This is a genomic window from Rhodococcus sp. 14-2470-1a, from assembly GCF_002259425.1.
GTDB classification, from domain to species: domain Bacteria; phylum Actinomycetota; class Actinomycetes; order Mycobacteriales; family Mycobacteriaceae; genus Rhodococcoides; species Rhodococcoides fascians_E.
In genome coordinates this window covers 44,134-69,416 of sequence record NZ_NPFZ01000047.1, presented here as the reverse complement: position 1 = coordinate 69,416, position 25,283 = coordinate 44,134, and the positions used below count along the sequence as shown (strand labels likewise).

Here is a 25,283-nt window from a genome sequence, read left to right as displayed (position 1 = left end):
CGCAGCCGCTTGGTGTATATAGTTGCCACCAATGAGTCCATGAAGGGTCAAAACTTTCCATCGCGCTGGGTGGCGCAGGGTCGATATCGTGATCCAGAACACGACAGCAAACTGAAGCGACCCACACCATCGCATCGCCGCATCGAATGCCGCCAACCGAGAGGACACCATGAGCGAGTCCGGATTCTACGACCGACCCGACCACATAGGGGGACTCACGGTCGTCGTCGTCGGGGCAGGCTTGATGGGACACTCCATCGCCGGTGTCTTCGCTGCCGCCGGCGCGGCAGTGACAGTGTTCGATGCGTCCGAGCAGACCCTGCAACTGGTGCCCGAACGGGTACGCGCGCAACTGATCAACCTCGGACACAACGGCGACGCCGCAGACCGGATCCGTCTGGCATCGACGCTCGAGGACGCAGTGACCGGTGCCGACCTGGCCATCGAAGCAGTCCCGGAAATCCTCGAACTCAAGCAGAAACTGTTCGCCGACCTCGGAACACTCCTGCCTCGTGCTGTCCTCGCCACCAACACCTCGGTGTTCAAGATCAGCGACATCGCACGCGACACCGTCGACCCGCAACGTGTCGTCGGAACGCACTGGTTCAATCCGCCGCACCTGGTACCACTGGTGGAGGTGGTGCACGGCGAGAGCACCGCAGCGGACACCGCACAATGGATCTTCGACATCCTCACCGGCGCAGGCAAAGTCCCCGTCCATGTCCGCAAGGACATCCCCGGGTTCATCGGCAACCGCCTCCAGCACGCAATGTGGCGAGAAGCGATCTCGTTGGTCGAAGAAGGCGTGTGCGACGCCGAAACCGTCGACCTCGTAGCACGCAACAGTTTCGGACTTCGCCTAGCCGTGATGGGGCCGCTGGAAAACGCAGACTACGTCGGACTCGATCTGGCTGCCGCGGTACACAACTACCTCTTCCCCACTCTCAACAACGACGACCACGCCTCACCGCTGCTGTCCACACTCATCGCCGAGGGTCATTTGGGAGCGAAGACCGGATCCGGATTGCTCACCTGGACGCCGGAAAGTCGGCAAGCCGCCGCCGATCGGCTCGAACACCACCTCATCGCAGCCACGCACACCACGCATCCCTGAACCACCCCGCGACGAACACCGGAACCGATCGAACACACAGCCCTGATCGGTTCCGGCTGCGAGCCGACCGAAAGGCGACCAGCTCATGACAACCACAACACCGAAACCCGATCGATCTCAACCCATCTGGGTACCGGATCCTGATCAAGCGCGCGCCTCGACACTGGCCGACTTCTCTTCCTTCGCCGACGAACGCTTCGCCGCAGGCGTGGAAAACCCACTCGATTACACCGGCCTGTGGACGTGGTCGACAGAGCACATCGCCGACTTCTGGGAAGCGGTCTGGACCTTTTTCGGCATCCACTCCCACACCCCCTACACCAACGCCCTCACCGAAGAGACCATGCCCGGCGCGCAATGGTTCTCCGGATCCACCGTCAACTACGCCGAATACGCACTGACCAACGAACACACCGACTCACCCGCCTTGATCTGCATCCAGGAAGACAGGCGAGAAACCACCGTCACCTGGACCGAGCTGCGCTCACGGGTCGCCGCGCTGGCAGTGACCCTGCGTCAATACGGCGTCGCACAGGGCGACCGCGTCGTCGGCTACCTTCCCCCCGGCCAACATGCCGTCATCGGATTCCTCGCTGCGGCCTCCATCGGCGCGATCTGGTCCCAATGCGCACAGGACTTCGCCGCGACCGCGGTCATCGACCGGTTCGGACAACTCGAACCCACCGTCCTCATCGCAGCAGACGGATACAGCTACAACGGACGCCACTACGACCGCCGCGACGAACTGGCCACGATTCGACGCGGCCTGCCCACCGTCGAACACACCATCGTCGTGGACCATCACACACCGGACGCCTTCGCCGGCGAAAAGTACACCGACGTCATCCAGTGGAACGAGGCCGTGGACTTCGACGCAGTTCCGAACTTCACCCCAGTTCCGTTCGATCACCCCCTGTGGGTTCTGTTCTCCTCTGGGACAACAGGATTACCCAAGGGCATCGTGCACAGTCACGGCGGAGTTCTGCTGTCGCTGCTGTCCCTGCTCGGCCTGCACATGGATCTGCGGTCCGGTGATCGGCTGTTCTGGTACACCAGCACCAACTGGATGATGTGGAACGTCGTGGTGTCCTCACTACTGACCGGTGCCACCGCTGTCATCTACGACGGCAGCCCCACGTTCCCGGATGCCGGCACACTCTGGCGCATCGCAGACACCCACGACGTCACCTTTCTGGGCACCAGCCCCGGCCACCTTCAAGCATGCGAACGGGCGGCACTGGTACCCAAGGACAACTTCGACCTGAGCTCCCTGCGCACCATCGGCTCGACCGGATCGACACTGCCGGCCGCCTCGTACCACTGGGTCCACGACAACGTCGGTGCCCACATTCAATTGTCCTCCACCACCGGGGGCACCGACGCCGTCACCGCTTTCGCCTGCAGCGCGCCTACCACACCGGTCTGGCCAGGAGAGCTCAGCGCCCGCGGCCTCGGTATTGCCATGGAGGCATGGGACGGCGACGGTCACCCGCTGCTCGGTGAAGTAGGCGAACTCGTCATCACCAAGCCAGTCCCCTCGATGCCGGTGTTCTTCTGGAACGACCCGGACGGGCAGCGCTACCACGACGCATACTTCGCTCACTATCCCGGCGTGTGGCGTCACGGAGACTGGGTCGCCATCTCCACCGGCGGAAGTGTGGTCATGAACGGACGTTCCGACTCCACGCTCAACCGTCACGGCGTCCGGCTGGGAAGCTCCGAGATATACCAGGCAGTGGAGAAGCTTCCCCAGATCGTGGAATCGCTGATCGTCGGCGTCGACGAAAGCGAAGGCAGCTACTGGATGCCGCTGTTCGTCGTCCTCGCCGACGGCATCGAACTCGACGACAACCTCGTCGCCGAAATCAGAACGATCATCCGCACCCAAGCATCGCCACGACACGTCCCGGACGAGGTCATCGCTGTGCGTTCCCTCCCCCACACGCGCACCGGCAAGAAAATCGAAGTCCCCCTCAAACGCATCCTGCAGGGCGCAGCCCGCGACGACGTTCTGAGCATCGATTCGATCGATGATGCCGCTGCTGTGGACCAGTTCGTCACCCTCGGCAACGCTCGCCGCTCCGCACTCGCAACACCCACCACCCCGTGATCGAAAAGGCACACCAGTGACACGACAAGCAGTCATCGTCTCCACCGCTCGCACGCCGATCGGCAAGGCCTACCGCGGAGCCTTCAACAACACCTCCCCTCAGGAACTCGCCGCCCACGCAATCACCGCTGCAGTCGAACGTGCCGGCGTCGATCCAGCCGAAATAGACGACGTCGTACTGGGATGCGCCATGCAAGAAGGCGCATCCGGACTCAACATCGCCCGTCAGGCAGCACTTCGGGCCTCACTACCAGTGACCGTCCCCGGAATGACCATCGACCGCCAATGCTCGTCCGGGCTGATGGCCATCGCCACCGCAGCCAAGCAGATCATCGTCGACGGGATGGCAGTCGCGATCGGCGGTGGCGTCGAATCTATCTCCCTCGTCCAGAACGAGAACGCGAACACCTACCGTGCACGTGATCCCTGGTTGCGCGAGCACCTACCCCAGACCTACATGCCGATGCTCGAGACGGCCGAAATCGTCGCTCAACGATACGGAATCAGCCGCGACGCACAGGACCAGTTCGCATTGGAATCCCAACAGCGCACTGCTGCGGCTCAAGAGGCAGGCCGTTTCGACGCCGAAATCATTCCCACCACCGCCGTCCAGATCGTCACCGACAAGCAGTCGGGACTGACCAGCGAGGAATCGGTGACCCTCGAACGCGACGAAGGCAATCGGCCCTCCACCACTCTCGACGGACTGCGCACCCTGCGGACCGTCCTCGCCGACGGTGCCGTCACAGACCACGCGAGCGTCACCGCCGGCAATTCTTCTCAGCTCTCCGACGGGGCATCGGCGTCGGTGCTCATGGACAGCGCAGAGGCCTCGCGCCGAGGGCTCGACGTTCTGGGAACCTACCGAGGTATGGCTGTCGCGGGGTGCAGTCCCGAAGAAATGGGTATCGGCCCGATCTTCGCAATACCCAAGCTCCTTCGACAGCACGATTTGAAGATCGATGACATCGACCTGTGGGAACTCAACGAGGCCTTCGCATCTCAAGCCCTGTATTGCCGTGACTTCCTCGGCATCGACCCCGAGCGCTTCAACGTCGATGGTGGCGCGATCTCGATCGGACACCCCTACGGTATGACGGGAGCCCGCGCAGTCGGGCACGCGTTGATCGAAGGCCGTCGACGCGGAAGCAGGTTCGTCGTAGTCACCATGTGCATCGGCGGCGGAATGGGGGCAGCAGGACTATTCGAACTCTGACTACCCCCGGTCTTGCGGCCGCACAACACATACGACGCATCATCTCGCCCACCGAGGGGCGCACACAAGGAGAATTACCACGTGAAAAAGGTCGGCGTCATCGGCGGCGGAACGATGGGCGCAGGAATCGCGGAAGTCGTCGCCAGAGCCGGGGACCCAGTCCTCGTTCTCGAACGCGACACAGACTCCGCAACTGCAGCCCAGACGAGAATCGCGGCGTCTCTCGGGCGGGCAGTCACAAGTGGACGGTTAACTCACGCTGCCGCGGACACCGCCCGCGACCTCGTGACTGTGACGCTCGATCTGAACGAATTCGCGGACCGAGATCTCGTCGTCGAGGCCGCACCGGAGATCGAAAGCGTCAAAATCGATTTCTTCCGCCGCCTGGACGAAATCGTTTCCAAGACAGCCATTTTGGCGACGAACACTTCCTCGATCCCGGTCATCCGCATAGCCAACGCCACCAGCCAGCCCGAGCGGGTGGTTGGCATCCACTTCTTCAACCCCGTGCCGGTACTACCACTGGTCGAGATCGTAGTCAGCCTGCGCACGTCGGAAAACGTCGTCGCCGAGGTCACCACCTACGCAGCCAAGCGGCTGGGCAAGAAAACCATCCGCTCAGGAGATCGCGCTGGCTTCATCGTCAACGCACTTCTGGTGCCCTACCTCGTCTCCGCGGTGCGGATGCTCGAATCCGGCTTTGCCACCTTGGAAGACATCGACGAAGGAATGGTCGCCGGCTGCGCCCACCCGATGGGTCCGCTTCGGCTCTGTGACACAATCGGACTGGATGTAGTGCTAGCGGTCAGCAACTCTCTTTACGACGAGTTCCGTGAATCCCAGCACGCACCTCCGCCGCTCCTGCGCAGAATGGTCGAAGCCGGCCGACTCGGACGCAAAAGCGGAAAGGGCTTCTACTCCTACTGACGTTCGCGCCATCGCGAGGTCACCCGCTCGAAATGTCCAGCGCCGAGCGTTATCGGCGCGGTCGTCCTGTGGTGGAGGAAAACAGGGCGACGCCCTCATCGTCCGTGTACCCGCTCCAGCCAAAGCGCACCTTGCAATTGCTGGCATGTGTGCCGGTGTGGTGTGGTGCCCGGCGATCGCCGATCCGATCTCGGCGGCCGTCATCGCGACGACAGGCGGCCCCACGATCGATCGGGCACCGCGATCGATCGTGGTAATGCGGCAACCACTCATGTCGGGATATATTGACCTGCAACTTTCCTGCAAGCATCGTCCTCGGGGGTGCTAGGGCGGAGAACTGCAGGTCCGTGCGCCAACGTCCCCGCATCTCAGCAGGCTCGAAGCCGATCCAAAGCAGTCGACGTCGACGCACATGTCGGGATGGTCAGGTGCTGCATACCCTTGTGAGACAATATTACTCGGGCCAGGAGACTTAGAACGGCGTCCGGACAATGCTGCGACGGATTCGGAGGTCGGCAGTGCGGAGGCTATCGCGGGTGATTCGCGGCGCATCGGGTCGTTCTGTCGCTGCTGCGTTGATGACCGCGCGGCTTTCGTTGACGAACCGCCCTGACTGCAGACAGGGCGGTTACGGATGCTGTGTGACGGTCAGTCCGTTGTAGTCAGGTGGGCGAAAGCCGAATCGAGCGCATCCCCGAGCGAGACAATGCCGCCATTCCCCGCCCAGTGTGCAACGGCTATGTCTAGGCAGTTCAGCGCCGCAGCAACCACCACTGTCGACCGTGTCAGCACGTTGCCTTGGCCAGGACTGCGATCTGCCAGTGCTGCCGCCAGTCCGGTTCGCCAACTGCACTGTTGCTGCAGCTCCCATGCCCGCAACGACGCAGTCTGCGCGATCAGCCGGGCGATGGCCAGCGCCGCAGTGCGGTCCCGTTCGTGGTCGACAACGACCACATCGAACGCCCGGCGCAGCGCCGTCCAGTCGTCTTCGGATCGTGGCCGGTCCCTCAGTGCCTGGGTGACCTGCTCGCCGCGTAACTCGAACGTTCCCAGTACCGCGTCCTCCTTGGTGGCGAAGTAACGCAGAAACGTGGTTCTCGAAACACCAGCTGCCGATGCCACATCGGTGACGGTCACATGGTCGAAGCCATCGCGCAGAAAACACTCCAAGGCGACCCGGCTCAACTCGCTGCGCACAGCTGCCCTCGCGATGCTGCGGGTTCCGCGTGTAGTCGCCATGAACGCAACCCCTCCTACCGTCCGCTTGCCAGCAGTCTCATGCTAGTGCATCCTTCAAACATGAGACTGAGTTCCTTATAAGGTAGTCAGTAGCATAATTGGCGAGTTACGACTGAAAGGGACAGTGATGGACGCGGCTGCGAGCAAAGAGGTGGTCCTGGCCTTCTTCAACGACATGGCCAACGGGAACGGTGCGGATGCCATGGCGCTGCTCGATGACCGGGCGACATGGTGGGTGTCCGGCGACCCTCGGCACGTGCCGATCGCCGGGACCTACACCAAGGACACCTTCGGTGACCTGATGTCCATCGTCGACAAGGCCATGCCGAGCAAACTCTCGATGACGGTGACGTCGGTGACCGCTGATGTCGATCGAGTCGCGATTGAAGCGAACCCACAAGGCGTGTCGCCTACAGGGGAGAAATACAACAATTCGAACGTCTTCATTGTGGAACTGCGCGATGGCAAAATTACGTCTATTCGCGAGTACTACGACACGATGCACACCAGCGCCGTTTTCTTCGGAACGCGCTACACACGCCCTTGAAGGCGTCGCACGGTTTGTGCCTCATCAACCGTCCGACCGCTTAAGACGTCGATTGCAGCGCGACAGTCTCTGTCGAGATCAGCGTCTTGCCGGGGTGACTGCGTGCACGAGAACATGGTCAGCAGTGACGCATGCGCATCTCGGACGCACCAGAAAAGCCTGTTTCTTGGCCGAGCTCCCTGACCCGGCGCGCCGTACCAACCCGGCGTGACCTAACCAGTTACCGGCCCCTTCAGCAATGGGACTCCTCCGTCGGCGCGGTCGACATCGAGCTCGATCAGGATTCTCTCGATCGCTGGACGCGGCTTCCGGATACCAGCCGACTGCGCGAGAACTACGGGTGACAGGCGGTCGCCTTGTCCTTGATCGACCTCAGGGCGAAGATATTTCACCCAAACCCTCCCCGGAAAGAAGACCTTGAATTGCAACTACCCAGGCCTGTGCAGCGCAAAAAGGTTGATGAGGACGACAACCGTCGGGGCCAATAACAACAACTTCCGCCAAACAGTTGATGACGCGCAACGCATTCTTGGTCAGAATCATTGCATGGAGAAGTTTCCGACCCTCGATGCTGAACTCGCCGCCGCTATCCCTATGCTTCCCGCCGTCGACTTCGCTGACCTGCCGTCTGCCCGTGCCACGATGAACGAGATGCTCGAACCGGTGTTGGCCGCGTTGTCGATGGACGGCGTGGTGTTACGCGAGTTAACGGCCCCTGGAATCGGTGACGATCACGATGCCACCATCCGATTCTTCACACCTGAGGACGTCGATGGTCCCTTTCCCGTCTTGCTGTTCATCCACGGCGGGGGGTTCTGTATCGGCACAGCTGCCTCCAGCGATCCTCACTGCGTCGACATTGTTCGTGAGCTTGGAATCGCTGTTGCGAATGTCGAGTATCGCCTCGCCCCCGAGACACCGTTTCCTGGGCCGCTCAACGACTGTTACTCCGCTCTGGTCTACATCCATGCTCATGCGGATGACCTCGACATCGACGCGAATCGAATCGCGGTCGGCGGACAGAGTGCAGGCGGAGGACTCGCTGCGGGGACGGTGTTGAAAGCGCGGGACGAGGCAGTGGTCCCAGTGGCTTTCCAAGTGCTGGACATCCCGGAACTCGACGATCGACTCTCCACGGTCTCAATGAGTGAATTCACAGACACCCCCCTCTGGCATCGCCCCAACGCGGTCTTGTCCTGGCAGTACTATCTCGGTGACGGCTATGGTGGGCCCGATGATCCGGAGGTCTCCAAGTATGCCGCCCCGTCACGAGCTACAGACCTGGCCGGGCTTCCGCCGACCTACATTTCCACGATGGAACTCGATCCCCTACGTGACGAGGGAATCGAATACGCGACACGACTCATGTATGCCGGCGTGAGCGTAGAACTGCACTCCTTCCCTGGGACGTTCCATGGCTCGGGCGTGGTCGCTGCGGCTGAAGTGAGCAGACGAGCGCGCACCGAAGTGATGGTTGCACTTCGTAGGGGCTTATCTCTGACCTCTTGACCTTCGCAGCGGAGGGGCGCGTGTGTCGAGGGGACTGGGACGACGGCCCAGTCTCATTCGACCAAACTACCGAGGTTTTTTCACGAGAGTAGGAGTCGACAATATGGCAATCAAGCTCAGTGGAAAGACGATCATTGTCGCCGGAGCGGGAGGAATTGGCGATGAGCTTGCTCGCTACTACGCCCGCGAAGGTGCAAATATCGTGTTGGGTGACCTCGACGGCGACCACGCCGAGCGTGTCGCCGGCGGGATCGTGGATGCGGGAGGTGTTGCCTCCGGCATATACCTCGACGGCAGTAACGAGCAATCGGTCGCAGACATGATAGAAGCAACGCGCAAACTGCACGGAGGCGTCGACGGGCTTCATGTGAACTTCGCCAGCTTTGCCGATGGCTCACTCGGACAAGATGCCGTAGACCTTCCGTTGTCGGTGTTCGACGAGATGATGGCCGTCAACACACGCGGATATCTTCTATGCACTCGTGCAGTGATTCCCGAGTTGACGTTGCGAAAAGGCGGCTCGATCGTGTTCACCAGTTCGACGGCCGCTACCAAGCCGCAATCGAGTCTGCCGTTCTATTCCATGAACAAATCAGCCATTCAGGCACTGATCCGTCACGTCGCCTTCACCTTCGGCGCACAGAATATCCGGGCCAACGCGATCGCGCCGGGGGTCATCCTGCATCCCAAGCTGGCGGCTGCTGCTGGCCCCGGACTCGAGAAGCTCGGATTGGAAATGGCAGCAATCAAAGTACGAGTGGGAAACCCCACCGACGTGGCAGCGCTAGGGGCCCTCCTGCTTTCCGATGAGGGTTCTTACATCACCGGCCAGGTCATCAATGTCGACGGCGGAACCACCATGCGCACCTGAGTGCCCGGTACCCACGTTCGCTTGGTCGGATGCTGCGCATCCGACACGGTTCAAGAACGAATCCCAACTCCGATCAGAAATCGACGATCAAGCGTGAACCTGCGATCACGACTAACAACGACGACCGAGCGTACGCATAATGGACTTCGCCGAGTACGAAGGACGCCATGTCCTTGCCATGGGTAGCGCGACGGCAGCGGACCGACATCGTTCAGCCAGATCGATCTTGTGGATCCTTCGTCGACCCGAAATATTCGTGGACTCAGTCGACTACCCGGTCGACGCGTTGTTCGAATGCTCTGGTGTGACACCTTTGATCGGTCAGTCGACATTCTCATGTCAATTTTCTGAGCACCAGGTTGCTGACCGAGCTTCTCCACATCCATGAGCCCGGGATCGCGATCGCGAACGTGTCACCGAATGGTGGATACGCCTGGCGGAGTAGCCGCGCCGCCGTACTCGACTTCCCCACCGCGACATCGATCACCGACGGTATTGACCGGTATCGCCGCATAATCATGAAGCGGGCCATACCTACGCCTTGTGCACGTAGCGGTCCCGATACGACGGTCGATATGTCCGCAGGCTCGGAGGCGGTCTGGAATGTTTCTCCAAACGGCCGCCTCAACAAGTCGAGGCGGCCGTTTGCGGCTGATCGGTTTCAGGTGCTCGCCGGCTCCGGCGTCCTGGTCTTGAGCGGAGTGGTCTTGTTGTTCAGGCCCTCGCCTTCGACGTCGAGGTTGGGCAGGACGCGGTCAAGCCACGTAGGCAACCACCACATCTTGTCGCCGACGATGGCCATGACAGCCGGGACGATCATCATGCGGACCAGGAAGGCGTCGGCGAGAATGCCGATGGCCAAGGCGAATCCAATGGTTTTGATGATCACCTGGTCGGTGAGCGCGAAGCCCGCGAACACGCCGAACATGATCACTGCGGCCGCGACGACGACGCGAGCGCTGTGCTGGAATCCGACGATTACGGCCTGTCGTGCGGGGGTGCCATGCACGAAGGCTTCGCGCATGCGGCTGACGAGAAAGACCTCGTAGTCCATGGCCAAGCCGAACAGGATGCCGGTCAGCAGCAGCGGGAGGATGAACACGACCGGTGACTGGGTGTCGACGCCGATGAGGTTCGCCAGCCAGCCCCACTGGAAGACCGCCACCGTGGCTCCCAGCGAAATTCCGACGGACAGAAGAAATCCGAGGGCTGCCTTGAGCGGGACCAGGATCGAGCGGAACACCAACATCAGCAGGATGAACGCGAGTCCGACGACCACCGCGAGGTAGAGCGGGAACACCGACGTCAGTTCGTCGGCGATGTCGACACCCACCGCGGTCTGACCAGTGACGAGAGCGCGAGCTCCGGTGTCCGCAGGCAGATCGGACATGGTGTCACGGATCGCGCCGACCAACTCTTTCGTGGCAGCGTCCGAAGGCGCGCTGCCCGGAATTATGGAGATGGTGGTGAAACCGACTGCAGCGAGCTGAGGTTCGAGCGCCTGAGCAACCGGCGGCACGATGGTTGCGATGTCGGTGCCGATGCCCTGCAGCTTCTCGACGGCAGTGTTGACTGCCGCAACAGGATCCGCAGCTCCGACGGTGTCGACGACGACGACCAAGGGGCCGTTGGCGCCGGGGCCGAAGTTCTCCGCAATGGTGTCGAATGCGACGCGGTTGTCGCTTCCGGTGGGTGCAGTGCCGTCGTCGGGTAGCGCGAGCTGCATCGACGCGATGGGCAGGGACACGACCGCGGCTACGAGTAATCCTGCGACGAGGGCCGGCCACTTGAACGTGCTGACCTTCTCGACCCAGCGCTGACCGTTGGTGCGGGTCTCGGGGTTTTCGGGGTCGATGGCTCTGAGGCCCTTGATCTTTCCGCCGAGCACTTTCTTGCCGGCGAAGCCAAGGATGGCCGGGAGCAGTGTCAGTGCGACGAGGACGGCGATGAAGACCATGAACGCGCCGCCGATGCCCATCTGCGTGAGGAATCCGATGCCGCACACCGAGAGTCCTGCGAGCGCGATGATGACGGTCAGTCCGGCGAAGATCACTGCCGAACCTGCGGTACCGACGGCTTTGCCTGCAGCGTCTTCCAGCGAATGGCCCTGTCTCACTTCGCTTTGGTAGCGGGACATGATGAACAGGGCGTAGTCGATGCCCACGGCGAGTCCGAGCATGGTGCCGAGTGCGGATGTGACCGAGCTGAGTTCGACGAACGCACCGAGCACGGTGATGCCCATGATGCCGATTCCGACACCGATGAGGGCGGTCAGCAACGGCATGCCTGCGGCGACGAGCGATCCGAAGGTGATGGCGAGGACGATGATCGCGACACCGATGCCGATCAGCTCGCCGAGGGGAACTTCGCCCATTGAAGAGACGGCGTCGCCACCGACGGCAACGTTCAAGCCGGCCTGCTCGCCGAGGTCCTTCGCGGTGTCGAGGGCAGCACGGTCGGCGTCGACCAGCTCGATCGCAGGCGTCGTGTAGGTCACCGTGGAGTAGGCGGCGCGACCGTTGTCAGAGATGGTGCCGGTGGTGAACGGGTCGGTTGCCGAGGCCACGTGCTCGGTCTGGGCGGAGGCGATGGCGTCGGCGACGGCGGCCTGGTTGGCCGGGTCGGTCAGCGACTGGCCTTCCGGGGCCTCGAACACGATGCGCGCAGTTGCTCCGTCCGCGGATTCACCGCTGCGTTCGGAGATCAGGGAGAACGCTTCGGTGGATTCGATGCCGTCGAGCTCGAACGAGTCCGAGGTCTGGGTGTTCAACGTGGAAGCACCTAGTACTCCGAGGAGCAGAAGGACCACCCAGATTCCTGCGACGAGTTTGCGATGCAGGAAGGACCAACGGCCCAGCCTGAACAATTGCCATGCCATGGGTGGCGCACCTTTCGATTGGAAGCGATCTCTGATTCAGAAGCGTAAACTTACTTGGTAGTGACTACTAGATTGAGCTCCCGTGACGGTTGTCACTACCGATTCGGTGTGGCTGTTACATTGCTGAACATGGGGTTACGTGAAGTGCATGCGGCACAGACGCGAGAGTTGATTCTCGATGCAGCATTTTCGCTGTTCCTCAAGCGTGGTTACGAGAAAACGACCATGGAGGAAATTGCAGCGACCGCGGAGATCGGCACGACGACGCTGTATCGCTACTATCCGAGCAAGGATCTTCTGGTCGTGGGACCGTTGGAGCTCAACGGGCAGATGGCGAACGAACTGCGCTCACGGCCGGACAACGAGCCGTTGAACATTGCCCTCGGACATGCTCTTCGGGTGCTGTTGTTCACCCCTCGCGCCGGTGTTAAGAGGCTGTCGCAGATTCAGCAGGTTCTCGAGGCCACCCCGTCGTTGGGGGCGCGGTTGTTCGAGCAGTATGTCAACGAGCGAGTTCTACTGGAAGAAGCTGTCGCAGAGCGTCTGGGGCGAGCACCAGACGATCTGTACTGCAAGGCGGCTGCTCGCATGACGACAATGGTGCTGGAATTGGTCAGCGAAGCCAGTCCGATGCGAATGCTGGGCGACGACCTCGCGTCTCTACCGCACATCATCAAAAACCTGGAAGCAGTGATGCAACTGCTCGATTCGAACCCGCCACCCTTTCCACGCGTGTGACTTCGGCTCGTTACGAGCTGACGATTGAGTACCGTTAACCCTGACACCCTCGTTGCCGACTCCGGGTCGCAGGGGTTGGAGGGCGTGCTGGTGCCACATGCCATCACGGGGTGGGAACACGCCGGTTGGACGCATGCGCTCGGTCGCGGTTGCGGCGTTCTGCGCGACGAGAGTAATCCCGGTGTGACGCGGCTCGCGAACGTGTATCTGGCTGTGACCGCAAGCAGGGACCGACCGCTTGCTCGGACGACGCAGCATCCAAAAGGTAAACCTGAGTTAGATGAGCTGGACCGATCTCGGAACGGCTGGCATCTCACTCTGAAGCTTGATGGTCAGTGGTCGGCGGCGTCCACCCAGAGTGCACGCAGGCGTTCGGTCAGCCTTCTCGCTGCGGCAGTCGAATCGGAATCGATCTGAGAGGCCAGTGCCATTCCCACGGTACAATCCGAACCCACCTCGACACCCGTCCTACCATCGAGGGATGGGTCGGTCGCAGCGAACACAACCGACTGCGCAGCGTCCGCCGCCGAACCCTGTACGCCCGCCGAAATCACGTCCCAGTACGGCCGGAACGAAGGTGGAAGCATCTCGACCTTCATCTCCGCAGCATTCGATGTCGCCGCACCTCCGGGATCGACAGCGATCACCGAGATGCCGTTCACTTTCAGTTTTTCCGCCAAATCGTTGGTGTGCACCAGATGCATCGCTTTCGCTCTGCCGGTGACCGCCATTCCGTAGTACGGGCCCGCATCATCGATATCGGCGAAATCCATCGACGACGCACTGATAGCCGCTGAAGTAATGTTCACGATTCGGCTCGGTGCCGCTCGGGTGAGCACACCTATCAGTGCGTCGGTCAGGATCATCGGCGCAATGTGGTTCAGCATCAGGCTTCGTTCGATGCCGTCCGCTGTCTCCAAACGGTCCACGTACATTCCACCGACATTGTTGACCAGCACATCCAACGGACCCTCCGCGGTGATACTTGCTCCCAACGCTGAAACCTCCTTGATCGAGGACATGTCGGCCTGAACGAATCGCACCTCTGCTCCGGGCACCTCAGACTCAAGCCGTGCCACGGCTGCCTCGCCGCGACCACCGTCCCGGCCGACCACCGTCACCGCATGCCCCGCACGGGCCAGACCGAGTGCTGTTTCGAGTCCTATCCCACCGGTGCCGGCTGTGATCAGTGACTTTTTATTGCGTGCTTGCATGGTTTTGTTGCTCCTCGATGAGTTGTGAACTTCTCGAACGTCGGTCCGGCACACTCACGCGCTATCCGCGACTGACCATCGTCATCGGTACGCGTGGCTCGGTGCAGATTCCAACCGAACCGGAATCGATCGGCAGTGGTGATTTCGGGGCTGTACATCATCATCGCCGCATTGGCAGTGATACCCCTGTCGTCAGTGTCTTCCGATCGTCAACGTACACGGCCTCTTTCGGGCCTGACGACAATGTACCTGACATGTCAGCAAAAAGCGATGCGGCCGACGCGATCGCGTCTTAATTCCTAGTCGGCAATCAAGTTCTTCGAGGTGCGGGTCCATTTCCCCCACCGTTGCCGAGCTCGTCACCGACACGCAATTCCCGTTCATGCGAGCAAGAGTCGAGTCACTCTCGACCTCGGCGCGGTTCTCAGCCCAGGACAACTTTCGCGCTGTAGACCCAGAGTGTCTCGTCGCTTTCGGCGTCTCCCAACCGTCGACGAGGTGACCCACAGTCGGCATCACAAGTGGATCGCGCAGTACTTGGTCACCGACGATGCGGCCGAAGCACACCACGGTCACTGCCTGTATCCCCGACCACGATCTAGACGGTATCAATGAAGCCGGTCGGCTACCGGCGAGGTGCATGTTTCTCGGGTCCTTGTGCAGCAACGAATTCCCCGTCGAGCCGTACGGCCCTCGACAGCGCAGCATCGACGCCATCGCGGTCGTGCGAGGTCCAGGACCGACACCGCCCGTACTGGAATCGCATTGGCGAACACGTGTCTCAACCTCCCTCGCTCACCCCCGGCGTTCGTCGACGGGGCATATGTCCCCGGCAAGCTCCAGGCGCGGCTGAGGTCGAGGCTCGGGAGGGACACCAGTCGGCTAAAGCCATTCGGCAGGCTCGCCCCGCCTCATCGGCCGCACCTCAGGTGAAAGCGAGCAATGCCTATCGCGGTGCGAGGTGGGAGTCAGGTCCCACTGCGGCCATCGATTGCGCCAAGATACGTTCGAAGGTGTCGGCGTAGTCGGTTTCGATCCATACCTGTTGTGCAGCCATGCCGCAGGCGAACGCAGCCCCCACGATGGCAGCGGGGCGGGGATCTCCTGGAGGCGAACCGAGTCGCGCACGAACAGCGGCGATCAATGGACGCTGCATCTGGGACATCTTGTCCAAGTATCGAGCCGTCAAACTCGGAGTGCTCCGCACGATCCGATCGATCGCGAGGTCCGCGGAATCGTAGGCTCCCGGCCCACCTCCGACGACGATGTCACGAAGCACGTGTTCGAGCGAGACCCAGATCGGCTCGCTGTCGGGCAGCGCCGCGAAAAGCTCCGCCATGCGATCGGCCATGTCCTCGAACTTACCCATCACCAGATCGTCCTTGGATGAGAAATAACGAAAGAACGAACGCTCGGACATTCCCGCCGCGACGGCAATCTCTTCGACCTTCGTCTGCTGGTAGCCCTGTTTCGAGAACAAACCGATACCTATGTCCATCAGTTCGGCGCGCACCGCTCGCCGGGTACGTTCACGTAGCGATACGCCCTGCGGTCTCCGTGCGCTCATCACCTCAAATTATCACTTCCACGCGAACCTGTCAGTGAGTGACATATTTTGCAGCATGTGTTAATTTGGTCAGACGACGATGGGAGTGTTCGATGAACAAGGTGTGGTTCGTGACAGAAACGTCGAAAGGCTTCGGTCGACAATTTGTCCAGACCGCTCTGGAGCGAGGCGACCAGGTCGCAGCTACCGCGCGAAACGTCGCTTCGCTCGAGCAGTGGAAGGCGTGGGCACCCGCGGCCATTGCCGCCAGCGAAAACGGGCGGCACGCATGAGCACCCCGATTACTGTCGTCGATGCCGGCGCCACTGCGGTATCGCGGCAAGCGACGATCACAGCACCGGCGCACCAGATCTTCGACCTCGTTGCCGATCCACACCGTCACCCCGGACTGGACGGGTCGGGAACTGTTCGCGACACTCCGGTATCCGGCCCACACCGCCTCAGCACGGGCGCGGTTTTCACGGTCGGGATGCGCAAGTACCGCAACAATTACTCCAGCACCTTGACAGTGACCGAGTTCGAGACCAACCGGGCCATCGAATGGCAACACAGCCTCGGCCAGCGCTGGCGGTGGGAATTCGAGCCGGTAACGTCCACAACTACTCGCGTCACCGAAACGTGGAACTACCGTGACGCAAAGTCGCCGCTCATGCTGAAGCTGTTTCGATGGCCCACCCTCAATGCCGCTGCGATCGAAAACACGTTGCGCGAGCTCGAAGCACGGTTCGCACCCGGCCCAAAATAGACGCCGGACACCGATCGACTAGCCCTCAGCCATCCAGCGCGACTGAGGATCAAAGCTTGATATTGGCAAAAGTAAGCAACATGCGACGGCGGCCACCGACAAATAAAGCATACCCTGACCTGCGGCATGAGTCGGCAGCAGCTTGGAGAGCCACCTCCGCGCAGCCTCGAAACGAGGCTGGAGCAATTTTCTGTCAAACTGCCTGACCTATCGCCCGACAGCTGGAGCATCTACCTCGAACGCGGCGGACGGAAGTCGCAACGACGTCGCGAGAGGGAATCGAGCGACGCATCTGGTCTCAGCATTAATGCGTGCGGTAAGTAGGCACAACACCTGCTGGGGTCGTGCAGCTAAGTAAATCTGACATCGACCTCAGTCGCGGTTCGCCGTTCCATCGCTCTTCACTCCGACACCCGTCGGGCGGACTCTGCCCTAGTCCCTCCAAACAGCACGTGACGTAAACCACAACCCAGGACAGAATGGGCGATATGACAACTTTTCCATCGATGGACCCAGAACTCGCCGCAGCTGCCGCAATGATCCCCCAGGCAGATTTCGGTGACATCCACGCAGCCCGGTCGGCCGTCGAAGCATTGCTGAGCGGGCCGATAGCAGAACTGTCCTACGATGGCGTCGATGTCCGTGTCCTCGGCGCTCCAGGAATCGGGTCCGATCCCGAGGTGACCATCAGGTTCCTGACGCCTCAGCACGCCGAAGGTCCCCTGCCTGTGCTCGTGTGGATTCACGGCGGCGGATTCGCGATCGGAACCGCCGAATCCGACGATCCGTACTGTGTCGAGGTCGTACGTGAGCTGGGCGTGGCGGTTGCGAGCGTGGACTACCGCCTTGCCCCGGAAACGCCGTTCCCGGGGCCTCTGAACGATTGCTACGCGGCCCTGTCCTACGTCCACGCCAACGCCGACGAGTTGGGCATCGATCCTGATCGCATAGCAGTCGGTGGCCAAAGCGCAGGTGGTGGACTCGCTGCGGGAACTGTGTTGAAGGCACGCGACGAGAGCGTCGTTCCGGTTGCCTTCCAGCTACTGGAAATCCCCGAACTCGACGACAGGCTGTCCACTACCTCGATGACCGAATTCGTGGACACGCCGCTCTGGCACCGCCCCAATGCAATTCTGTCGTGGCAATACTACCTTGGCGAGAATTACACCGGCACCGACGATCACGACGTATCCATCTACGCCGCGCCGGCACGCGCAACGGATCTGGCGGGTCTGCCTCCGACGTACCTGTGCACGATGGAATTGGATCCCCTGCGCGACGAGGGAATCGACTACGCACTTCGTCTGCTCGGTGCAGGCGTGAGCGTCGAGCTGCACTCTTTCCCTGGCACCTTCCACGGATCGTCGCTGGTCGCCACCGCAGAGGTCAGTATCCGAAGCCGCGCCGAGGCCATGAATGCTCTCGGCAGAGGCTTGCGCACATCAGTGTCAACTTCGTAGCGTACCCAGATGCAAGGACTTATGTACCGGCTGGCGGAGCTCGATGCGAACTCCGCAGGCTTGGTCCGTGTGATCGACTATTTCGACGCATTGATCCGGCACGGCGCCGATATGGCGACGATGCTGCGTGCCAGTGCCACATTAGCTGATTGCGTCGTCGGTATGGATGTGTCCGGTTGGCCGGGATCAGGCCAGCAAGCGCGCCGATGCGATCCCCGAGGTCGCTGGTCCCCGCAACCCCAACGTTCGCCGTCGTCGACGAAAGACGTGGTGATCGATGACAATGCGATCGGAACCGTGTGGCTCGAACGAGTCGGTACTCCCCTTCCTCTCGATGACATGCTCGTAGATCGCATGGCCCTGACCGCAGCGTTCATCTTGCAGCCCCGTCGCACACTCACCAAGTCCGAGCACACCGTCAACCTACTGTTTCCCATGGACGACTTGGCGGTGCTCACTGCCTGCGCAGCGCTCGGTCTGGACCCCAGCACAAACCTGCGCGTCGTCGCATACGACGCCGACGCGAAGCTGCCGAGCACGTGGTCGCGGGCTGGGGACGCCGTCGCTGTCACGGTCGACGATACTGTCCTGATCCCGGTGATACGTACCGAAGAATTGGTCAGATTACCTGTAGCCATGGGCATTTCACTCCCTGCGCCGGCATCGACCGTATATCTTGTCGTCGGATCCGCTTACTTCGCCCGCAGCCAGGCGAGCAATGACCGACCGATCGTCGACGCAACCGACCTCGGCGCCCTGAACCTTCTTGCAACGGGCAACAACGCCCCTCCTCGCGATGCTATTCCAGACCTGGTCCGTGCCCACGAGCTGACTGAAACCACGGCAGGACTGGAACTTCTGTCCACCCTGCGCGTCTATCTGCACTCGGGGACACTGCGTGGCGCTGCCGACCGGCTGCACCTTCACCACAGCAGCGTGGCGCATCGGATGGCGAAACTGTCCCACCATCTCGGTTTCACCGTCGACGCCATCGACAACCGGCCGCGCGCGGCATCGATGATTATGGTGCTCGACAACGACGAGACCCCACGCCGCCGAAGCCCCCTGAGCTCAACTCGAGATGAATCCCAGCCCGAATTCACAGTGCCCTCGCTCGGTCCGGACAGGTGAGGCCATGACCGCTCGGCTCTCTTGTCTTCGCGGAGGGCGGCGTCCACGACTACGTCGCACTGCGGACCGCACGCGACTACCCCAACGACCATTCGTCAGAAACAACAAGAGGAGTCAAATCATGCGGTTGCAGAACAAGGTTGCATTCATCACTGGTGTGGCACGGGGCCAAGGACGCGCGCATGCCGTTCGACTTGCCCGCGAGGGTGCGGACATCGCAGGTATCGACTTGGCTGCGCCTATCGAAGGTGTGCCCTACGACCCCGCCACACGCGACGATCTTGCGGAAACTGTCGCTTTGGTGCAAGCAGAGGGGCGACGAGCCCTTCTGGGAGTCGGTGACGTCCGGGATCTCGAAGGCCAGAAGAAGTTCGTTGCCGATGTCGTGTCCACGTTCGGCGGGCTAGATGTCGTGGTGGCAAATGCCGGGATCTGCATTCCGGCAACGTGGGAGGAGTCGACTGCCGAAATATTCAAGGACACAATCGATATCAATGTGACAGGGGTGTGGAACACGATCATGGCTACCGCACCTCATCTGATACGGCGTGGTGGTGGTTCGATCATTGTGATCAGCTCCGTGGCCGGGAACAAAATGCAGCCCTTCATGATCCATTACACCACCAGCAAACATGCCCTGGTCGGTATGACCCGTGGGTTTGCCGCCGAGCTCGGACTGCACAACATCAGAGTGAACAGTGTGCATCCAGGAGCCGTGAACTCCCCGATGGGATCTGGATCAATGCAGCAGCGGATAGCGGAGACCACGGAATCCAACCCGAAGCTGGCGGGGATGAATACTCCCTTCTTGAACAGATGGGCCGCAGACACCAGCGAAATCGCTGATGCCGTTGCCTTCCTAGCATCGGATGAGTCGAGTTTCATCACCGCGGACAGTCTGACCGTCGACGGCGGCGCACAGCACTTCTGACTCGGATCACTCTCTTGCGGCCGGACCTGCGTTCGTCATACAGAGCAGAGCGAAGATTGCGGCATCGTCGCGATGGACACGTACACCTGTACGCGCCGCTGACCTCGGACTTACAACCGGTTTCTGCAACTTCTTTCGTAGGCGCGCCGGCCCTGACACTTTCGGTGAAGTCGATTCTCTAGAAGGGGCTTGCGTGATCGATCTGTCGACAAATCACAGCCAACTCCCCCTGGGTCGGACAGACCAGAAGTGCACGATCTGCGCGGCCATCGGATTCCCGCTTCTGTGCCTCGTCATCGATTCGAACTGTGGGCAACGAGGACGTCGCCCGCGCTGCCTCTCGGCAACAAGGCAGGCCTGGCACTTGCCGATCCCGAGTTCGTTCACGTGTTTCGTCACGGGAGCGGAGTCGAATAACGACCCGGGGCAGGGTGCGCGTATTCGGGACCGACACGGTGGGCCGAGTGTCACCAGCTCCATTTTGAGGTCGCGGAGCGTAAGACGACGAACACCCGCCGAGTCAAACGGTCACCGACGAATGTTCCCCGCATGGGCGATATTCAATTATCACCAGACCGGGGGCAGTCCGGCACGCGGCGCGGACGGCCGTTCCCCGGCTCTGCCTTACCGTCCAGGGGGGTCGATTCCGGCTCTGATTCGAAGTGAGATTCGGGAAAGCACTTCCATCTCCTGATCGGTGAGCCGGTCGACGAAAAGCCGACGGACCAAGGCAAGATGTCCAGCCGCGGCACCGTCCATCAGCTTCCGGCCGCCGTCCGTGATGCGAACGACGGTACCTCGGCCGTCGCCGTCGCAGTCATAGCGTTCGATCAACTCGCGCTTTTCCATCCGCCGCAGCAGATGGGCGATTCTGCTGGTGTCCCACCCGACTGTGGCCCCCAGTTCCTTGGGCCGAATACCCTCTTCGAGTCCTTCGGAGAGCGGTCCGAGCAGCTCGAACTCGGCGCGCGACAATCCTGCGCCAGCGAGCTGCAGGTCGATCTCGCGATCGATCCGCCGCCACATGTCGACCTGCCCCCGCCACATCGACGCTTCCTTTTCGTTGAGCCACTTCGGATCGGACATCCTTAGATGATAATTCACTGACGCATCAGCTTGTTTTTCAGAGCCACTAGTGGAATTGTAGGTGACGCGTCAGGTAAATGGCCTGAGCCAGAACACCAAGGAGTCGTCGTGACAAGAATCGGAATCATCGTCGGAAGTACCCGTCCGGGGCGTAACGGGGAGCAGGTAGCACAGTGGGTGTACGACCGCGCACTCGAACGATCCGACGCCGAATACGTACTGATCGACCTCCAGCAGGTCGACCTACCCCATCTCGACGAATTCATGCCACCGTCGATGGGTCAGTACCAGAACGAGCACACCAAGGAGTGGGCCGAAACCGTCTCGAAATTCGACGGCTTCGTCATCGTCACCCCCGAGTACAACCACAGCATCCCCGGTGTCCTGAAGAACGCACTCGACTACCTCTACGCAGAGTGGAACAACAAGAGCGTCGGATTCGTCTCCTACGGATCGGCCGGTGGCACCCGTGCGGCCGAACACCTGCGCTCGATCGCCGGAGAACTTCAGCTGGCCGACGTACGACAGCAGGTAACCCTCACCCTCTCAGACGATTTCGAGAACTACAGCACCTTCACGCCCGGGGAACGACACCAGGCACCGCTGTCCGTCCTGTTCGGCCAGGTCGAGGCCTGGGCCAACGCCCTTGCGCCCTTGCGCTGACACCCACCTCGCAACGAAAGAGAAGTACGGTGAATACACCATCGCTGGCAGCCGGCCGATCCATTTCACGAGTGGAGTCGCCTCGCACCCTCGGACCCGACGCACAGGTCGACAACAAGGCTTTGATCTTCGATCCGAGCGACCCCACCCTCACCGATCCCTTCTTGTTCTTCGGCGAAGACTGGTTCTCCACCCCGGGTTTCGAGTGGCATCCTCACCGGGGAGTCGAAACGGTCACGATGGTCGTCGACGGCGTCCTCGAACACGGAGACAACAAGGGACATGCCGGAGCACTGGAAACCGACGACATCCAGTGGATGACCGCGGGCCGCGGAATCATCCACCGAGAGCTCGCGTACCGCAACGAACGTGCACATGTTCTGCAGCTCTGGCTGAATCTGTCTGCCGCAGACAAGATGACCGACACCAACTACCAGAACCTGGTCGCCGCACAACGACCTCGTATCGAACGCCCCGGCGTGATCATCGACGTCATCTCCGGCACGGTGGAAGGGCATACCGGACCGGCCCACAACCACGTCGCGGTACAGGCGGTGATCATCACCATCGAACCCGGCACCCGAACCGACTACGCACTGCCTGGGAACCATCGAGCATTCGTACACGTACTCTCCGGCAGCGCCGACGTCAGCGGGCACCGTCTGGACACCGGCCGCACCGCATGGTCGGAACCCTTGCCCTCAGAACGCGCCGCCGACGCGACCGCACGAGCGAGCTCGCTCTACCTGAGCACACCCGACGGGGACACCACGACACGACTGATGATCTTCAGCGGTGCCCCGTTGAACGAACCCATCGCCCTCGGGGGTCCGTTCGTGATGAACACCAAAGTCGAAATTACTAAGGCCTTCAACGACTTCCACGCCGGCAAGTTCGGGCCAATCCCCCGGCTCATGCGACTGAGCTGACTTCTCCAACCGAACGAAAGAGACCGACCACCATCATGAATATCTTCCTCTGGATCCTCGCCGCAGTCCTCGCGATAGCCTTCCTCGGCGCAGGCGGCATGAAACTCGTCAGGACGCGGGCCCAACTCTCCGCGGCGGGCATGGGCTACGTCGACGACCTTTCCGATACTGCGGTCAAAGCTATCGGTGCCTTCGAAGTGCTTGGCGCATTCGGACTGATCCTGCCGCCGGTGTTCGGCATCGCGGTGATCCTGACCCCCCTCGCAGCCACCGGCCTGACCATCACCATGCTTGCCGCGCTGGCAGTCCACATCCGCCGACGAGAGTTCACCGCCCTACCGGGACCGATAGTCCTCGGCCTGCTCAGTGCGGTCCTCGCTGCATTCCGATTCGGACCGCACGGCTTCTGACTCGCACCATCGACGAATCCGGGCACCGGTGGCAAAACCGACTGTGGGAACGCTCGATTCGCGATGTCAAGGTCGGTGAAGCCTCGCACCGACCATGCACGCTGCTCGTACCGATGAATCTTGATATCGCTCTGCGGTGTGATTGAGGTCGCCGTTCGGGAACCCACTCCCATCGACGTTCGGCCAGGCGTGGTTGACAGAGACGGGAAACCGACAGGTTTCCTCGACGTGTATAGGTTCTCCCAAGATGCGACTTGGCCGGGCAGTTTCAGGAGAGCAAGGCGATCAGATCGTCGTACGAGTCGGACTTTAGCCGTCGCGCGGCGCGCCATCGTGCTCGATCGGCGACGTGGTGCGCAGCATTTCACGCTCTTGCGGTGCTGCTCTTCGACGCGCGGACTCGGGCTGCCTCGTGCACTGCGGTGACGTTCGTCTTCACTGATGAGTTCGTCATGATCAACACTCTTATGTGGCATGGTTTTCTTCGATCGGAATGGAGGTGGTTTCGGTACTCGTGTCAGCGGCGGTGGAGAGTGCGCGGCGGGCGCTGCGGCCGAGGCGAGTGTGATTGAAGATGAGATTGAGTGCGAAGGCTGCCAGTGCCGCGAGCGTTATCCCGCTGCTGAGGATGATCTGAGCTGATGATGGAAACTGGGTGAACATGCCCGGTACGAACGTAGGCAGCAGACCGACGCCGACAGCAACGGACGCGATGGTCATGTTGATCGGATCGGACAGGTCGACCTGCCGCAGGGTGTTGATTCCTACGACTGCAATGACCGAGAACAATATGAGACCAACACCTCCCACGACCGGTGCCGGTAGGCCGGCGACGAAAGCGCCCAACTTGGGAATCGAGCCCAGCGCGATCAGGATGACACCGCTGACCGCCGTGACGTGGCGGTTGTAGACGCGTGTTGCGGCAACCGCACCGACGTTGTTGGTGTACACGGTATCTATGAATGCATTGAACACCGCACCTAGAATCCCCGAAACACTGTCGCCAGCAAGCCCGCGAGCTAGATCGCTCCGCGAGATCGGTTTTCCGGTGATCTCTCCGAGCGCAAGAATACTCGCGGTCGATTCCGCGAAGATCACAACCATGACGACCGTCATTGCTACTACTGCGGTAAGCGGGAATTGTGGTGCGCCGAAGTGAAAGGGCGACGGTATACCGACCCACGACGCGTCACTCACCGATGCCAGATCGTAGAGCCCGAGGGGAATCGAAATCACAGCGCCGACCAATAGTGCGATGAGTATGCCCAGTTGACGCCACAGATTCCGGCCGAGACATAGAAAGCCGACAGCGACGAGCAGGATCAGCGCGGCAAGTCCAATGTTGGTCGGCGACCCGAAGTCGCTCGCAGACGGGTCGTTTCCGACGATCAGCCCGCCTGCTACACCAATCAGTGACAGACCGACCACGGTCAGAACAGATCCGGTCACCAGGGCTGGGAAGTAGCGCAACAACCCAGAGAATATCCATGCCAATGGGATGCCGATGATGCCGCCGATCAGCATGGATCCGTATACGGCGGGCATTCCATACTCGGACGCAATGAGAATCATTGGCGCTAACGCTGCGAAGGATCCCCCGCAGATGATCGGTAGTCGGATGCCGACAAGTTTTCCGATCCCGAGGCTCTGCATCACCGTTATTACACCGGAAATGAGAAGATCGGCGCAGATCAGCATGGCTGTGGTCTGCGTGTCCAGACCGACAGCTGCGCCGAATATGATTGGCACGCTGATGCACCCGGCATACATGATGAGTACGTGCTGCAGCCCGAAAGCGAGCAGCCTCGGGGTAGGTAAGCGTATGTCCACAGCGTGGGTCATGGGGGTGCTCCAGGTGTCGATCTATTGAGTACTTTTATTCTTTAGGGAAATATTTAATTGACTATGTTTATTCTGTTACGATCCCGCCGTCCAGGTTTCTGTTCTGTAACCGTCCGTGGTGTTCCAGGCATGGCGAGCACGACGGTCGCGAATAGA

At 61.1% G+C, this 25,283-nt stretch carries 21 protein-coding genes and 1 pseudogene; 16 read left to right on the top strand and 6 right to left on the bottom strand.

Annotated elements, in window-relative coordinates; genetic code table 11:
• The first annotated feature begins 169 nt into the window (after window positions 1-169).
• The 4 genes from CH292_RS26505 (at window position 170) to CH292_RS26490 (ending at window position 5,367) form a co-directional block, all read left to right on the top strand.
• Entirely contained in the window at window positions 170-1,114 is a 945-nt protein-coding gene (locus CH292_RS26505) for a 3-hydroxyacyl-CoA dehydrogenase family protein (protein WP_094656159.1), read from the top strand.
• 85 nt (window positions 1,115-1,199) lie between these two features.
• Window positions 1,200-3,224, top strand: a complete 2,025-nt coding sequence (locus CH292_RS26500; protein WP_094656158.1) for an acetoacetate--CoA ligase — start codon at window positions 1,200-1,202, stop codon at window positions 3,222-3,224.
• Between the two features lie 16 nt (window positions 3,225-3,240).
• Complete coding sequence (locus CH292_RS26495) at window positions 3,241-4,440, top strand: acetyl-CoA C-acyltransferase (RefSeq protein WP_256978591.1); 1,200 nt, start codon at window positions 3,241-3,243, stop codon at window positions 4,438-4,440.
• 81 nt (window positions 4,441-4,521) lie between these two features.
• Window positions 4,522-5,367, top strand: a complete 846-nt coding sequence (locus tag CH292_RS26490; RefSeq protein ID WP_094656156.1) for a 3-hydroxybutyryl-CoA dehydrogenase — start codon at window positions 4,522-4,524, stop codon at window positions 5,365-5,367.
• 648 nt (window positions 5,368-6,015) lie between these two features.
• Here CH292_RS26490 and CH292_RS26485 read toward each other — a convergent pair.
• Window positions 6,016-6,606, bottom strand: a complete 591-nt coding sequence (locus CH292_RS26485; protein ID WP_094656155.1) for a TetR family transcriptional regulator — start codon at window positions 6,604-6,606, stop codon at window positions 6,016-6,018.
• 127 nt (window positions 6,607-6,733) lie between these two features.
• Here CH292_RS26485 and CH292_RS26480 point away from each other — a divergent pair, with 127 nt between their 5' ends.
• The 3 genes from CH292_RS26480 to CH292_RS26470 all read left to right on the top strand — a co-directional run bounded on the left by CH292_RS26480 (window position 6,734) and on the right by CH292_RS26470 (window position 9,533).
• A complete protein-coding gene (locus tag CH292_RS26480; protein ID WP_094656154.1) occupies window positions 6,734-7,153 on the top strand; it encodes a nuclear transport factor 2 family protein in 420 nt (139 codons plus the stop codon).
• 459 nt (window positions 7,154-7,612) lie between these two features.
• Window positions 7,613-8,662, top strand: a complete 1,050-nt coding sequence (locus CH292_RS26475) for an alpha/beta hydrolase (RefSeq protein ID WP_256978590.1) — start codon at window positions 7,613-7,615, stop codon at window positions 8,660-8,662.
• A 103-nt stretch (window positions 8,663-8,765) separates the two neighbouring features.
• Complete coding sequence (locus CH292_RS26470) at window positions 8,766-9,533, top strand: SDR family NAD(P)-dependent oxidoreductase (RefSeq protein ID WP_094656152.1); 768 nt, start codon at window positions 8,766-8,768, stop codon at window positions 9,531-9,533.
• 661 nt (window positions 9,534-10,194) lie between these two features.
• On the opposite strand, the gene CH292_RS26460 is transcribed toward CH292_RS26470, so the two are convergent.
• Window positions 10,195-12,411, bottom strand: coding sequence for an MMPL family transporter (locus tag CH292_RS26460; protein WP_094656150.1), 2,217 nt, complete (start codon window positions 12,409-12,411; stop codon window positions 10,195-10,197).
• 108 nt (window positions 12,412-12,519) lie between these two features.
• Here CH292_RS26460 and CH292_RS26455 point away from each other — a divergent pair, with 108 nt between their 5' ends.
• The gene (locus CH292_RS26455) at window positions 12,520-13,149 is read left to right on the top strand and encodes a TetR/AcrR family transcriptional regulator (protein WP_256978589.1); all 630 of its coding nucleotides are present in this window, start codon (window positions 12,520-12,522) and stop codon (window positions 13,147-13,149) included.
• A 332-nt stretch (window positions 13,150-13,481) separates the two neighbouring features.
• Here the strand turns inward: CH292_RS26455 and CH292_RS26450 are convergent, their stop codons facing one another.
• Both CH292_RS26450 and CH292_RS26445 read right to left on the bottom strand, forming a co-directional pair.
• Window positions 13,482-14,363: an SDR family NAD(P)-dependent oxidoreductase gene (locus CH292_RS26450; protein WP_094656148.1), complete on the bottom strand. Its 882-nt coding sequence runs from the start codon at window positions 14,361-14,363 to the stop codon at window positions 13,482-13,484.
• 946 nt (window positions 14,364-15,309) lie between these two features.
• Complete coding sequence (locus tag CH292_RS26445; protein WP_094656147.1) at window positions 15,310-15,930, bottom strand: TetR/AcrR family transcriptional regulator; 621 nt, start codon at window positions 15,928-15,930, stop codon at window positions 15,310-15,312.
• 92 nt (window positions 15,931-16,022) lie between these two features.
• Between CH292_RS26445 and CH292_RS29505 the strand changes: the two are divergent.
• The 5 genes and pseudogenes from CH292_RS29505 to CH292_RS26420 form a co-directional block, all read left to right on the top strand.
• Window positions 16,023-16,142, top strand: a pseudogene (locus CH292_RS29505) (short-chain dehydrogenase/reductase); the annotation flags it as partial.
• A 56-nt stretch (window positions 16,143-16,198) separates the two neighbouring features.
• Window positions 16,199-16,675, top strand: a complete 477-nt coding sequence (locus tag CH292_RS26435) for an SRPBCC family protein (RefSeq protein ID WP_094656146.1) — start codon at window positions 16,199-16,201, stop codon at window positions 16,673-16,675.
• Window positions 16,676-17,163: 488 nt separating this feature from the next.
• A complete protein-coding gene (locus CH292_RS26430) occupies window positions 17,164-18,135 on the top strand; it encodes an alpha/beta hydrolase (RefSeq protein ID WP_094656145.1) in 972 nt (323 codons plus the stop codon).
• 9 nt (window positions 18,136-18,144) lie between these two features.
• The gene (locus CH292_RS26425; RefSeq protein ID WP_256978588.1) at window positions 18,145-19,266 is read left to right on the top strand and encodes a helix-turn-helix domain-containing protein; all 1,122 of its coding nucleotides are present in this window, start codon (window positions 18,145-18,147) and stop codon (window positions 19,264-19,266) included.
• A gap of 118 nt (window positions 19,267-19,384) precedes the next feature.
• A complete protein-coding gene (locus tag CH292_RS26420) occupies window positions 19,385-20,197 on the top strand; it encodes a mycofactocin-coupled SDR family oxidoreductase (RefSeq protein WP_094656224.1) in 813 nt (270 codons plus the stop codon).
• Between the two features lie 624 nt (window positions 20,198-20,821).
• Here CH292_RS26420 and CH292_RS26415 read toward each other — a convergent pair.
• The gene (locus CH292_RS26415) at window positions 20,822-21,283 is read right to left on the bottom strand and encodes a MarR family winged helix-turn-helix transcriptional regulator (protein ID WP_094656143.1); all 462 of its coding nucleotides are present in this window, start codon (window positions 21,281-21,283) and stop codon (window positions 20,822-20,824) included.
• Between the two features lie 108 nt (window positions 21,284-21,391).
• On the opposite strand from CH292_RS26415, the gene CH292_RS26410 reads away from it, so the two are divergent.
• The 3 genes from CH292_RS26410 to CH292_RS26400 are packed head-to-tail and all read left to right on the top strand — an operon-like array spanning window position 21,392 to window position 23,285.
• A complete protein-coding gene (locus CH292_RS26410) occupies window positions 21,392-21,946 on the top strand; it encodes an NADPH-dependent FMN reductase (protein WP_094656142.1) in 555 nt (184 codons plus the stop codon).
• A 29-nt stretch (window positions 21,947-21,975) separates the two neighbouring features.
• A complete protein-coding gene (locus tag CH292_RS26405; protein WP_094656141.1) occupies window positions 21,976-22,875 on the top strand; it encodes a pirin family protein in 900 nt (299 codons plus the stop codon).
• Between the two features lie 35 nt (window positions 22,876-22,910).
• A complete protein-coding gene (locus CH292_RS26400) occupies window positions 22,911-23,285 on the top strand; it encodes a DoxX family protein (protein ID WP_094656140.1) in 375 nt (124 codons plus the stop codon).
• Between the two features lie 465 nt (window positions 23,286-23,750).
• On the opposite strand, the gene CH292_RS26395 is transcribed toward CH292_RS26400, so the two are convergent.
• Window positions 23,751-25,127: a uracil-xanthine permease family protein gene (locus tag CH292_RS26395; RefSeq protein WP_094656139.1), complete on the bottom strand. Its 1,377-nt coding sequence runs from the start codon at window positions 25,125-25,127 to the stop codon at window positions 23,751-23,753.
• Window positions 25,128-25,283: the final 156 nt, after the last annotated feature.

Bases quoted from the DNA above. Each gene is read 5' to 3' on its own strand.
- CH292_RS26505 (WP_094656159.1), top strand. From the start codon at position 170: ATGAGCGAGTCCGGATTCTACGACCGACCCGACCACATAGGGGGACTC.
- CH292_RS26500 (WP_094656158.1), top strand. From the start codon at position 1,200: ATGACAACCACAACACCGAAACCCGATCGATCTCAACCCATCTGGGTA.
- CH292_RS26485 (WP_094656155.1), bottom strand. From the start codon at position 6,606: ATGGCGACTACACGCGGAACCCGCAGCATCGCGAGGGCAGCTGTGCGC.
- CH292_RS26480 (WP_094656154.1), top strand. From the start codon at position 6,734: ATGGACGCGGCTGCGAGCAAAGAGGTGGTCCTGGCCTTCTTCAACGAC.
- CH292_RS26475 (WP_256978590.1), top strand. From the start codon at position 7,613: ATGAGGACGACAACCGTCGGGGCCAATAACAACAACTTCCGCCAAACA.
- CH292_RS26470 (WP_094656152.1), top strand. From the start codon at position 8,766: ATGGCAATCAAGCTCAGTGGAAAGACGATCATTGTCGCCGGAGCGGGA.
- CH292_RS26460 (WP_094656150.1), bottom strand. From the start codon at position 12,411: ATGGCATGGCAATTGTTCAGGCTGGGCCGTTGGTCCTTCCTGCATCGC.
- CH292_RS26450 (WP_094656148.1), bottom strand. From the start codon at position 14,363: ATGCAAGCACGCAATAAAAAGTCACTGATCACAGCCGGCACCGGTGGG.
- CH292_RS26445 (WP_094656147.1), bottom strand. From the start codon at position 15,930: ATGAGCGCACGGAGACCGCAGGGCGTATCGCTACGTGAACGTACCCGG.
- CH292_RS26435 (WP_094656146.1), top strand. From the start codon at position 16,199: ATGAGCACCCCGATTACTGTCGTCGATGCCGGCGCCACTGCGGTATCG.
- CH292_RS26430 (WP_094656145.1), top strand. From the start codon at position 17,164: ATGACAACTTTTCCATCGATGGACCCAGAACTCGCCGCAGCTGCCGCA.
- CH292_RS26425 (WP_256978588.1), top strand. From the start codon at position 18,145: ATGCAAGGACTTATGTACCGGCTGGCGGAGCTCGATGCGAACTCCGCA.
- CH292_RS26415 (WP_094656143.1), bottom strand. From the start codon at position 21,283: ATGTCCGATCCGAAGTGGCTCAACGAAAAGGAAGCGTCGATGTGGCGG.
- CH292_RS26400 (WP_094656140.1), top strand. From the start codon at position 22,911: ATGAATATCTTCCTCTGGATCCTCGCCGCAGTCCTCGCGATAGCCTTC.
- CH292_RS26395 (WP_094656139.1), bottom strand. From the start codon at position 25,127: ATGACCCACGCTGTGGACATACGCTTACCTACCCCGAGGCTGCTCGCT.